General features: G+C 71.8%; 13 protein-coding genes. 5 read left to right on the top strand and 8 right to left on the bottom strand.

Going from position 1 to position 11,547, the window contains the following annotated elements; all coding sequences use genetic code 11:
* The first annotated feature begins 204 nt into the window (after positions 1-204).
* Together ACZ52C_RS20495 and ACZ52C_RS20490 are read left to right on the top strand one after the other, a co-directional pair.
* Positions 205-969 carry an SDR family oxidoreductase gene (locus tag ACZ52C_RS20495; RefSeq protein WP_469076160.1) on the top strand — a complete coding sequence of 255 codons (765 nt, stop codon included), beginning with the start codon at positions 205-207 and terminating at the stop codon, positions 967-969.
* A gap of 140 nt (positions 970-1,109) precedes the next feature.
* A complete protein-coding gene (locus ACZ52C_RS20490; RefSeq protein ID WP_469076047.1) occupies positions 1,110-1,703 on the top strand; it encodes a TetR/AcrR family transcriptional regulator in 594 nt (197 codons plus the stop codon).
* Positions 1,704-1,883: 180 nt separating this feature from the next.
* Here the strand turns inward: ACZ52C_RS20490 and ACZ52C_RS20485 are convergent, their stop codons facing one another.
* From ACZ52C_RS20485 to ACZ52C_RS20450, 8 genes are all read right to left on the bottom strand, one after another.
* Positions 1,884-3,098 (bottom strand): acyl-CoA dehydrogenase family protein, encoded by a 1,215-nt coding sequence (locus tag ACZ52C_RS20485; protein ID WP_469076046.1) that lies wholly within the window; start codon positions 3,096-3,098, stop codon positions 1,884-1,886.
* Positions 3,099-3,102: 4 nt separating this feature from the next.
* On the bottom strand, positions 3,103-4,149 hold the full coding sequence (locus ACZ52C_RS20480; protein ID WP_469076159.1) for a phosphotransferase family protein: 1,047 nt from the start codon (positions 4,147-4,149) through the stop codon (positions 3,103-3,105).
* Positions 4,150-4,330: 181 nt separating this feature from the next.
* Entirely contained in the window at positions 4,331-5,242 is a 912-nt protein-coding gene (locus ACZ52C_RS20475; protein ID WP_469076158.1) for an MBL fold metallo-hydrolase, read from the bottom strand.
* Positions 5,243-5,341: 99 nt separating this feature from the next.
* On the bottom strand, positions 5,342-5,638 hold the full coding sequence (locus tag ACZ52C_RS20470; RefSeq protein WP_469076045.1) for a hypothetical protein: 297 nt from the start codon (positions 5,636-5,638) through the stop codon (positions 5,342-5,344).
* Between the two features lie 102 nt (positions 5,639-5,740).
* On the bottom strand, positions 5,741-6,073 hold the full coding sequence (locus ACZ52C_RS20465; RefSeq protein WP_469076044.1) for a DUF202 domain-containing protein: 333 nt from the start codon (positions 6,071-6,073) through the stop codon (positions 5,741-5,743).
* Entirely contained in the window at positions 6,070-6,462 is a 393-nt protein-coding gene (locus ACZ52C_RS20460; protein ID WP_329897623.1) for a YidH family protein, read from the bottom strand. The genes ACZ52C_RS20465 and ACZ52C_RS20460 overlap by 4 nt, the downstream gene beginning before the upstream one ends.
* A gap of 10 nt (positions 6,463-6,472) precedes the next feature.
* Positions 6,473-7,003 carry an NUDIX hydrolase gene (locus ACZ52C_RS20455; RefSeq protein ID WP_469076043.1) on the bottom strand — a complete coding sequence of 177 codons (531 nt, stop codon included), beginning with the start codon at positions 7,001-7,003 and terminating at the stop codon, positions 6,473-6,475.
* A gap of 176 nt (positions 7,004-7,179) precedes the next feature.
* The gene (locus ACZ52C_RS20450; protein ID WP_469076042.1) at positions 7,180-8,073 is read right to left on the bottom strand and encodes a DMT family transporter; all 894 of its coding nucleotides are present in this window, start codon (positions 8,071-8,073) and stop codon (positions 7,180-7,182) included.
* A 316-nt stretch (positions 8,074-8,389) separates the two neighbouring features.
* On the opposite strand from ACZ52C_RS20450, the gene ACZ52C_RS20445 reads away from it, so the two are divergent.
* From ACZ52C_RS20445 to ACZ52C_RS20435, 3 genes are all read left to right on the top strand, one after another.
* Positions 8,390-10,045, top strand: coding sequence for an FAD-binding dehydrogenase (locus tag ACZ52C_RS20445; protein WP_469076041.1), 1,656 nt, complete (start codon positions 8,390-8,392; stop codon positions 10,043-10,045).
* Between the two features lie 93 nt (positions 10,046-10,138).
* On the top strand, positions 10,139-10,912 hold the full coding sequence (locus ACZ52C_RS20440) for a molybdopterin-dependent oxidoreductase (protein WP_469076040.1): 774 nt from the start codon (positions 10,139-10,141) through the stop codon (positions 10,910-10,912).
* Entirely contained in the window at positions 10,896-11,519 is a 624-nt protein-coding gene (locus ACZ52C_RS20435; protein WP_469076039.1) for a cytochrome b/b6 domain-containing protein, read from the top strand. The genes ACZ52C_RS20440 and ACZ52C_RS20435 overlap by 17 nt, the downstream gene beginning before the upstream one ends.
* Positions 11,520-11,547: the final 28 nt, after the last annotated feature.

The raw sequence follows: 11,547 nt of genomic DNA, 5'->3' as shown, positions 1-11,547 counted from the left end.
TGTGCAAGCTAAGCGCTTCGGCAGGTGGTTTGTAGTCCGCGGGCCGCGTGTGGCTGGTCGCGCCCACGCGGCGGAGCCGCATGTGTCACAGCCCCGCGCCCCTTTGGGGCGGGGGTGGTGGCGCCCTTTCTCTGGCACATACCGACCGGTTAGTCTGGGCTCCTTGGTGGGCCTTTGTTGATGTGTCGCGTCGTAAGGAGACCGATCGTGGGAGCCGTGCAGGGTGCGGGTGTGGTCGTCACGGGAGCCGGTGGGGGGATCGGGGCCGCGCTGGCGCGGCGGTTCGCCGCCGAGGGGGCCCGGGTCGTCGTGAACGACCTCGACGGGGACCGGGCGAAGGCCGTGGCCGACGAGATCGGCGGGATCGCGCTGCCCGGGGACGCCTCGGCGATCGTCACGGCGGCGCGCGACGCGCTCGGCGGGACCGTGGACGTCTACTGCGCCAACGCCGGGCTCGCCTCCGGGGGGACCGAGGCCGCCGACGAGAAGGTGTGGGCGCTCGCCTGGGACGTCAACGTGATGGCACACGTCAGGGCGGCCCACGAGCTGCTGCCGACGTGGCTGGAGCGCGGCAGCGGGCGATTCGTGTCGACGGTCTCGGCGGCGGGCCTGCTGACGATGATCGGCGCGGCGCCCTACAGCGTCACCAAGCACGGGGCGTACGCCTTCGCCGAGTGGCTCTCCCTCACCTACCGCCACCGGGGCGTCAAGGTGCACGCGATCTGCCCGCAGGGTGTGCGCACCGACATGTTGACGGCCTCGGGCAGCGCCGGGGACCTGGTGCTCACGCCGACCGCGATCGAGCCCGAGGACGTGGCCGACGCGCTCTTCGAGGGCATCGAGAAGGACCGCTTCCTGATCCTGCCGCACCCCGAGGTGGCCGGTTACTACCAGGCCCGGGCCACCGATCCGGAGCGCTGGCTGACGAACATGAACCACATCCAGCAGAAGTGGGAGACGACGGGCTGACCGCCCTGCCCGGCGCACGGGCGCCGGAGAATGGGATGATCCTCCGGCGGGAGCGCCCGATTCCGCCCGATCGGGAACCGATCGAGGCGGGACGGGCGACCAGTAGGCGACAACAGAACCTCGGAAGGCAGGTGGCGGCAGTGCCCAGGACGACGGACGGAGACGGTACGCCCGTCCCGCAGCGGCTGCTGGCCGCCGCCACCCGGCTCTTCGCCGAGCGGGGGTACGACCGCACCTCCGTGCAGGAGATCGTCGAGGCGGCCGGGGTCACCAAGGGCGCGCTGTACCACTACTTCGGCTCCAAGGACGACCTGCTGCACGAGGTGTACGCGCGCGTGCTGCGGATCCAGCAGGAGCGGCTGGACGCGTTCGCGGGGGCCGACGCGCCGGTGGAGGAGCGGTTGCGGGGGGCCGCGGCGGACGTCGTCGTCACCACCATCGACAACCTCGACGACGCGTCGATCTTCTTCCGCTCGATGCACCACCTGAGCCCCGAGAAGAACAAGCAGGTCCGCGCGGAGCGCCGCCGCTACCACGAGCGCTTCCGCGCGCTCGTGGAGGAGGGCCAGGAGAACGGGGTCTTCTCCAGGGCGACCCCGGCGGACCTGGTCGTCGACTACCACTTCGGCTCGGTCCACCATCTGTCGACGTGGTACCGCCCCGACGGCCCGATGACCCCCCAGGAGGTCGCGGACCATCTGGCGGACCTGCTCCTGCGAGCGCTGCGCCCGTAGGTCCTCAGGGAGCCCTATAGCTCGGGGTGCGGGTTTCGTCGGCGGGTGCGGGTCCGGCGGGGCTTCTCGCGCAGTTCCCCGCGCCCCTGCTTTTCAGGGGCGCGGGGAACTGCGCGAGCAACCACGAACCACCCGCACCCGCCGACGAACCCGCACCCCCGAGTCACCAGGCGCCCAACCTCACACGTACCGCTTCAGCTCCCGCCGAGCCAACGACCGCTGATGCACCTCGTCAGGCCCGTCCGCGATCATCAGCGTCCGCGCCCCCGCGTACAGCTCCGCCAGCGGGAAGTCCTGACTGACACCCCCCGCGCCGTACAGCTGGATCGCCCGGTCGATGATGTCCACGACCGTCCGGGGCGTGGCGATCTTGATCGACTGGATCTCCGTGTGGGCCCCCTTGTTGCCCACCGTGTCCATCATCCAGGCCGTCTTCAGCACCAGCAGCCGCAGCTGCTCCACGGCCACCCGCGCGTCGGCGATCCAGTTGTGCACGACCCCCTGCTGCGCCAGCGCCTTGCCGAAGGCCTCCCGCGCCACCGCCCGTCGGCACATCAGCTCGATCGCCCGCTCGGCCATCCCGATGAGCCGCATGCAGTGGTGGATGCGCCCGGGACCCAGTCGCGCCTGCGCGATGGCGAACCCGCTGCCCTCCTCGCCGATCAGGTTCGACGCCGGCACCCGCGCGCCCTCGAAGATCACCTCGGCGTGACCGCCGTGGTAGTGGTCCTCGTACCCGAAGACCCGCATCGCCCGCTTCACGGTGACGCCCGGGGTGTCACGCGGCACCAGGATCATCGACTGCTGACGGCGGATGTCGGCCCCGTCCGGGTCCGTCTTGCCCATCACGATGAAGATCCGGCAGTCGGGGTTCATGGCCCCGGAGATGTACCACTTGCGTCCCGTGACGACGTAGTCGTCGCCGTCGCGCTCGATCAGCGTGGTGATGTTGGTGGCGTCCGACGACGCCACCTCCGGCTCGGTCATCGCGAACGCCGACCGGATCTCACCGGCGAGCAGCGGCTCCAGCCACTGCTTGCGCTGGGCCTCGTCGCCGAACTGGCTCAGCACCTCCATGTTGCCCGTGTCGGGCGCGGCGCAGTTCAGCGCGGTCGGTGCCAGCTGCGGGGACCGGCCGGTGATCTCGGCGAGCGGGGCGTACTGGAGGTTGGTGAGCCCCGCGCCGTACTCGGAGTCGGGCAGGAAGAGATTCCACAGGCCCTGCCTGCGGGCCTCGGCCTTCAGCTCCTCCACCACGGCCGGCGTGTCCCACGGCGAGTCCAGCTCGGCCCGCTGCTCCTCGGCCACGGCTTCCGCCGGGTACACGTACTCGTCCATGAAGGCGAGGAGCTTGGCGCGCAGCTCCTCCGTACGCGCGTCGAATGCGAAGTCCATGGGATCAGCCCTCCTGGGAGCCGGAACCGGAGCCGGTACGAAGAGTCGTCAGGCCGTGTTCGATGAAGACGGGGACCAGGTCGCCGATGCGGTCGAAGCCGCGGCCGACCGTCTGGCCGAGGGTGTACCGGTAGTGGATGCCCTCCAGGATCACGGCGAGCTTGAACCACGCGAACGCCGTGTACCAGGACACCGAGGAGACGTCGCGGCCCGAGCGCGCCGCGTACCGCTCGACGATCTCGGCCGGATCCGGGTGCCCGGCGGCCGTCGCGGTCGTCGAGACGGGGGAGTCGGGCGTGGCCAGCGGCACGCTGTACATCACCAGCAGGCCCAGGTCGGTGAGCGGATCACCGAGCGTGGACATCTCCCAGTCGAGGATGGCCTTGATCGCGTCGTCCTCGCCGAGCAGCACGTTGTCGAGGCGGTAGTCGCCGTGGATGACCGTCGCCGCAGGGGAGTGGGGGAGCCGACGGCCCAGCGTCGCGTGGAGTTCGTCGATGCCGGTCAGCTCACGGTTGCGGGACGCGTCCAACTGCTTCCCCCAGCGCCGCAGCTGGCGGTCCAGGAAGCCCTCGGGGCGCCCGAAGTCGGCGAGGCCCACCTCGGCCGGGTCCACCGCGTGCAGTTCGACGAGGGTGTCGACCAGGCCCAGCACGGCGGCCCGGGTGCGCTCCGGACCGAGCGGGGCCAGCTGCTCGGCGGTGCGGTACGGGGTGCCCTCGACGAAGTCCATGACGTAGAAGGGCGCGCCGAGCACCTCCTCGTCCTCACACAGCAGCACGGGGCGGGGCACCGGCACATCCGTCGGGTGCAGCGCGCTGATCACGCGGTGTTCCCGCTTCATGTCGTGCGCGGTCGCCAGTACATGGCCCAGCGGCGGCCGCCGTACGACCCACTTCGCGGTGCCGTCCGTGACCTCGTACGTCAGATTCGACCGCCCGCCCTCGATCAGCCGGCCGGTGAGCGGGCCGCTCACGAGTCCGGGCCGCTCGGCGTCGAGCAGGGCACGGAGCCGGTCGGGGTCGAGACCTGGCGGGTGGTCTGGGTGCATCATCGCTCCTACACGCGAACGCGTTCTACCGGGACCCGTCTCATGATGCCGACCGGTCGGTATGTCGTCCAGTGGGCCACACGAAAGTGATCGGCGTCTCCACGCGATCCGGCCGCTCACGGGCGGCCGGATCCCGCACACCCCGGCACGCGTGCCGTCACGCGTACTGCCGGGCGGGCCGTCACGCGTGGCAGGTCATCATCTCCCCGCCGTTCAGGGTCGCCATGTCCATGAACCCGGCGAACGGGTCGACGCCCTCGCCCTCCGGCTCCCCGTCCAGCTCGGCGTACGCCCGCCGCAGGTTCGCCACCAGCCGCTCGCTCTCCGGCAGCGCGGCGTACTCCCCGAGATCCGTGTTCCGGGCCGCCTCCAGCGGCGTGAGCCCCGCCGCGTGCGACTTCTCGGCGACCTCGGCCACGAACCGGATGTACCGCTCGGCCCTGTCGAACGCCGACGGGTCGGTCACGGGCCCGTGCCCCGGTACGACGGTCTCGGCGCCCAGCTCGCGCAGCAGCGCCAGCGCCCGCAGCGAACCGCTCAGCGACCCCATGAGGAAGAACGGCGTCCCGCCCTCGAAGACCAGGTCCCCCGCGAACAGGACCCGACGGTGCGGCAGCCACACCACCGAGTCGCCGACGGTGTGCGAGACGCCGGGGTGGATGACCTGGGCCTCGATGTCGCCGACGTGCAGCGTCACCCGGTCGTCGTACGTCAGATCCGCGCCCTGGATGCTCACGTCGCCGAAGTCGGTCTGCGGCCACAGCAGATGCAGGTGCTGCCCGCTGGCGAGGGCCTCCCGGCGGCAGGCCGAGTGCGACACGAGGGTGGCGGCCGGCGTGAAGAAGCCGTTGCCGTAGGTGTGGTCGCCGTGGTGGTGGGTGTTGACCAGGAGGCGGGGCCTGGGGACGCCGGTCGCGTCGAGCGCGGCGGCCAGGGCCCGGGTCCGGCGCTCCGTCGCCGCCGTGTCCACGAGCAGGGTGGAGGTGCCGTCACTGACGAGACCCGAGTTGTTCAGACACCATCCGCCGTCCGGCTGCACATAGGCGTACACATCGCTCGCGAGCTCGACGGTGTACGGCTCCTCCGCGGTCATAGTGATTCCCTTCATTCCCCCGGATCGTCGCCAACTGCTGGTCAGAGCCTGCCAGTCGGCGACGATCCGGTGGAATCCGGGGTGCGGGAACACCGTGGGTCAGTGGTCGTCCCAGTGCCCGTCGTGAGCGGCGTGCCGGTGTCCGTCGTGCACGTAGTCCACATGGTCCCCGTGCGTGACCGCCTGGTGCCCGCAGTCCTCGCCGTGCTCGTGGGAGTGCCCCTCGTGTGCCGCGTGCCCGCTCGGCTCGCACTCGTCCCAGTGCCCGGAGTGCTCGCGGTGCAGATGCCCGTCGTGCGCGTAGTCGGTGTGGTCACCGTGCGCGACGGCGGTGTGCCCGCAGGCAGGCCCGTGGTCGTGCTCGTGGACGGGGTGTTCCTGGTGAAGGGTGGTCATGGTGCTCGCCTTCGCTGGTACGAGGGGTGACATATCCAGGCTAGGCACAGAAGTCTCGATTCTTCCTTTCTGAAACTCCATGCACACACCACGACTTGCGCCTCAGAACACCAGCACCGCGCCGCACGCCGCGAGGGCGATCACGCACAGGACGGCCGTCGTGGCGGCCGGGGGCGCGAGGACGGGCGGCCGGGCGGCGGTCAGGGCGGCGATACGGCGGTGGGCGAGTGCCAGGAGGCCCAGCCACAGCACCGCGCACAGGGCCGCCGCCAGTAGGCCGCCCGTGGACGGTCCACCGTGCAGCGCGGACTTCGCCGCCAGCACGGCGATCACGGCCCCTGTGAGGGTCGTACGGCGCCAGGCGAGCCGGGTGCGCTCGGGCTGGAGCCCGGGATCGCGGTCGGGGGACGCCGGGGGAGCGGACGGCGTGCTCACCCCTCCCACCCGAGCAGGACGACGGCGACCATCGCCACGGCGACCACGGCGACGACGAGGCCGAGCAGCGCCGGGAAGCGCGAGACCGGCAGGTCCTCCCCGCGCCGCATCGCCCGCTCGCAGCGCACCCAGTGGTTGACCGCCCGCAGCGCGCACAGCACCCCCGCGGCCAGCAGGGCGAGCGCGAGCCCCACCCGCCAGCCCCAGCGCAGGTCGGGCAGGAACTGGTCCACGGCGAAGCCGCCGCCGATGAGCGCGAGCGAGGTGCGCAGCCAGGCCAGGAACGTCCGCTCGTTGGCCAGGGAGAACCGGTAGTCCGGGGTCCCGCCGTCCTTGCGGACGTCCTCGGGGACGAACCAGAGCCGGACGTTCCGTACAAATTCGATCACGCGCAGGACACTACCGGTCGACTTCGAAGCCTCCGCCGCCCCTGTGCTGCTTCAACCGCTCGTACGCCGCCTTCCCGTCCGGCACCCACGGCCACTCGCCCAGCCGCCGCTCCACCTCGTCCTCCGTGAGGAAGCCGTGCCAGGCGACCTCCTCGACCTGCGGGCTCACCGGCGACGCGCAGCGGACCTCGTACACGGCCGACCACCAGCTGGGCCCCGTCCCGTCCTCGTAGAGGAACGTGAACAGCGGCGTCGGGCGCGGCAGCCCCCTGACCCCCAGCTCCTCCTCGGCCTCGCGCAGCGCCGCGTCGTCGTAGGACTCGCCCGCGCCGACGACGCCGCCCACGAACATGTCGTACAGCGACGGGAAGACCAGCTTCGTCGCCGTGCGCCGGTGCACGAAGATCCGCCCCTCGGCGTCCCTGGCCAGCACGAACACGACCCGGTGCCGCATACCCCGGGCGTACACCTCCCCCCGCGGCGCCTGCCCGATGACCTGGTCGTTCTCGTCCACGATGTCAAGGATCTCGTCGGCGCTCATGACTCCATCCAAGCAGGGGGTGGGAGACGGCGAGTTTCGCCAGCGGGCCCGGTGGGGGTCGCTCGCGCAGTTCCCCGCGCCCCTGCTTTTCAGGGGCGCGGGGAACTGCGCGAGAACCCCCACCCACCCGCACCCGCCGACGCACCCGCACCCCCTCAGGCGCCCGACCCGCCCCTTCACGCCCCCCGCAGCTCCCGAACCCGCCCCACCCCGGCGGAGCCGCACGGCATGGCCGGATGCATCCCGAGCAGCACCACCCCCACCACGACCGCCGCCAACCCCACGCCCTCCCACGCGAGCGCCCCCGCGTCCATCCGCAGCCGGTCCCCCAGGAACCCCACCCCGCACGCGATCCCCGCCAACGGCTGCGCCGCCGTGAGCGCCGGCAGGGACATCCGCAGCGGCCCCGTCTCGAACGCGCTCTGCACCAGCACCAGGCCGGTCACGCCGAGCGCGGCGACCCCGTACGGCTGCCACGAGGTGAACAGCCCGCCCCAGCCCGTCTCCGCGAACAGCTGCCCACTGACCCGCGTGAGGGCGTCCTGCACGCCGTACAGCAGCCCGGCGGCCACCGCCAGCAGCACCGGCGTGGCGCTCATCCGCGACCGCTTCGCGTACGCCGCGAGCAGCAGCGCGAGCCCCACCATCACGCCGATGATCAGCCACTGCCGGAACGGGCCGCCGACCGCCGCCCCGCCCTCCGGCCGTCCGGCGACGATGAACGCGGTGACACCGCCCGCGAGCAGCAGCAGACCCGCCCAGCCCTGGCGGCCCAGCGGCTGCCGGGTCTGCCGCCGGGACAGGACCAGGGCGAAGAGCAGGTTCGTGGCGAGGAGCGGCTCCACGAGGGTGATCTCGCCCTGACCGAGCGCGACCGCCCCGAGCGCCATGCCGCACACCATCAGCCCGATGCCGCCGAGCCAGCGCGGCACCCGGATGAGGTCGAGCAGCAGGCGGGGCGAGAGGAAGTCGCTCAGCGGGGCGTGCGCCGCGGCCTGCTGCTGGAGGACGAAGCCGAAGCCCAGACAGCAGGCGGCGCCCACGGAGAGGAGGAGAACAAGAACCGACACGCGGAATACCTCGGGTCGTCGGACGGGCCGCGGCGGGTGCCCCCGGAAGGGTTTCCGCTCGACTTCCCGGTCGGAGGGGGATTTGTCCCTCTATGGGTGGCCCGATATGTATTCAGCCGACTGTAGCCGCCCCGCCGTGGGCTGTCCGTAAGAGGAGACACATCTCGGCAGTTGACTAGGTCACGCCTTCTGCCGAAGGATCTGATCCCTAAGCTGCTGACCGGCCGGTAACAAAGGGCGGGGCCGTACCCGGCCCGTTTCGGCGTGCCCCCGTTCGCCCCCGCTCGCCTGACCCGTTCCCGAGAGGACGTCCTCCATGTCGTACGACGCAGATGTGATCGTGATCGGGGCGGGCCTCGCCGGGCTCGCGGCGACCGCGGAGCTCGTCGACGCGGGCCGCAAGGTGATCCTGCTCGACCAGGAGCCGGAGCAGTCGATCGGCGGCCAGGCGCACTGGTCGTTCGGCGGGCTCTTCTTCGTCGACTCGCCCGAGCAGCGCCGGCTGCGGATCAAGGACAGCCACGCCCTCGCCCTCCAGGACTGGATGGGCACGGCCGCCTTCGACCGCGAGGAGGACCACTGGCCGCGCAAGTGGGCCGAGGCCTACGTGAACTTCGCGGCCACCGAGAAGCGGTCGTGGCTCCACCAGCAGGGCGTTCGGTTCTTCCCGGTGGTCGGCTGGGCCGAGCGCGGCGGCTACGACGCCAACGGACACGGCAACTCCGTCCCCCGGTTCCACATCACCTGGGGCACCGGCCCCGGCCTCGTCGCGCCGTTCGAGCGGCGGGTGCGCGAGGGGGTGGCCCGGGGACTGGTCCAGCTGAAGTTCCGGCACCGGGTGACGGGCCTGTCGCGCAGCGCGGGCGCCGTCGACACCGTCACCGGCGAGATCCTGGAACCGTCGACCATCGAACGCGGTCAGCCCAGCAGCCGCGACGTCACCGGCGCCTTCGAACTGAAGGCCCAGGCCGTGATCGTCACCTCCGGCGGCATCGGCGGCAACCACGACCTGGTCCGCGCCAACTGGCCCGAGCGCCTCGGCAAGGCCCCGGAGAAGATGATCTCCGGCGTCCCCGCGCACGTCGACGGCCGGATGCTCGGCATCGCCGAAGAAGCGGGCGCGCACCTGATCAACCGCGACCGGATGTGGCACTACACCGAGGGCATCCAGAACTGGAACCCCATCTGGGAGAACCACGGCATCCGTGTCCTGCCCGGCCCGTCCTCGCTCTGGCTGGACGCCCGCGGCAAGCGACTGCCCGTTCCGCTCTTCCCGGGCTTCGACACCCTCGGCACCCTCGAACACATCATGAAGACCGGGTACGACTACACCTGGTTCGTGCTCGACCAGAAGATCATCGGCAAGGAGTTCGCCCTCTCCGGCTCCGAGCAGAACCCCGACCTGACCGGCAAGTCCATCAAGGACGTCTTCATCCGGGCCCGCGCGGACGTCCCCGGCCCGGTGAAGGCCTTCATGGACCACGGTGTCGACTTCGTCGTCGAGAAGGACCTCGGCTCCCTGGTCCGCGGCATGAACGCGCTCACCAAGGAACCGCTGATCGACGAGGCCGAGCTGCGCCGCGAGATCGTCTCCCGGGACCGCGAGGTCGCCAACCCCTTCACCAAGGACCTCCAGGTCATGGCGATCCGAGGGGCCCGCAACTACCTCGGCGACAAACTCATCCGCACCGCCACCCCGCACCGCATCCTCGACCCCAAGGCCGGCCCGCTCATCGCGGTCCGCCTGAACATCCTGACCCGCAAGACCCTCGGCGGCCTGGAGACCGACCTCTCCTCCCGCGTCCTCACCGAGGGCGGCGACCCGCTGGACGGCGTGTACGCGGCGGGCGAGGCCGCCGGCTTCGGCGGCGGCGGCGTCCACGGCTACCGCTCCCTGGAGGGCACGTTCCTCGGCGGCTGCCTGTTCTCGGGCCGCACGGCGGGCCGGGCGGCGGCGAAGGCGACGGCCTGAGCGCCCCGACGTCCGCCCGGCGGAAGTGACGTGATTCCGACGAACATCCGCCGTCGCTGGCCCGACGGGGGCGGCGGATGTTCGAATCGGTACGTGAACCCTGAACATCCCGAGGCGCGACAGGCGCCGCCGGAGCACCCCGACGACGACACCAGGGAGGCGGAGCGCGGCAAACCCGTCGGCCGCCGCGTCCTCCTCGGCACCCTCGGCCTGGGCGCCCTCGGCGTCGTCGCCGCGCCGGTGCTCCAGCGCGGCATGGAGGCCTTCCTCGGCGAGGCGGCCCAGCAGGACCCCACCGGACTGACGGGCCTGCTTCCCAACGGCGGCGGCTTCCGCTACTACTCGGTGACGGCGTCGGTCCCCCGCAGGTCCGCCGCGAACTACCGCCTCACCGTCGGCGGACTGGTCGACAAATCCGCCACCTATACCCTCGCCGACCTGCGGGCCCTCCCGCAGACCCGGATGGTGAAGGACGTCCAGTGCGTCACCGGCTGGCGCGTGCCGGACACCCCGTTCGAGGGCGTACGGCTCTCCGCGCTGCTGGACGCGGCGGGCGTGCGCCCCTCGGCGACGGCGGTCCGCTTCACCTGCTTCGACGGGGCGTACAGCGAGAGCCTCACGCTGGAGCAGGCCCGCCGCGCGGACGTCCTGGTGGCCCTGCGCATGCAGGACAAGGACATCAGCCACAACCACGGCGGCCCCGTCCGCCTCTACGTGGCCCCCATGTACTTCTACAAGTCGGCGAAGTGGCTCTCCGGCATCGAGGTGACCGAGGAGGTCGAGCCCGGCTACTGGGAGGAGCGGGGCTACGACATCGACGCGTGGGTCGGCCGATCGAACGGACGGGACGATGAACCGACGACTTGAGGAGCGGCTGGTCGTCACCGACGCCCGTGTCGCCCGCTTCACCGCCGCCGAACGCTGGATCCACCGGACGACGGCCGCCCTGATGGGCATCTGCGTGGCGACGGCGGCCTGCCTGTACCTCCCCGTCCTCGCGGAACTGGTCGGCCGCCGGGCCCTGGTGGTGACGGTCCACCAGTGGGCCGGCCTGATCCTCCCGGTCCCGGTCCTGGCGGGCCTGGCCTCCCGCGCGTTCCGCGCGGACCTCGGCCGCCTCAACCGGTGGGGGCCGCACGACCGCCGCTGGCTCCGCGCCGCCCGCCGCCGGGTACCGGGCCCGCGCCCCGCCGCCAAGTTCAACGCCGGCCAGAAGCTCTACGCCGCCTGGATCGCCGGCGCCACCCTCGTCATGCTCGCCACCGGGCTGATGATGTGGTTCACCCACCTCACCCCCCTGATGTGGCGCACCAGCGCGACCTTCGTCCACGACTGGCTGGCTCTGACCATCGGCATCGTCCTGGCCGGCCACATCGGCATGGCCCTGGGCGACCCGGAGGCCCGCCGAGGGCTGCGCACGGGGTCGGTGAGCCGGGAGTGGGCGGACCGGGAACATCCGCTGTGGCGACCGTAGCGCCGGACACAGCGGATGCTCCCTCGGT

The sequence above is a fragment of the Streptomyces sp. NPDC034049 genome, assembly GCF_055575575.1.
The sequence above is the reverse complement of the archived record's forward strand: the minus strand, read 5'-3'. Positions and strand labels throughout refer to the sequence as shown.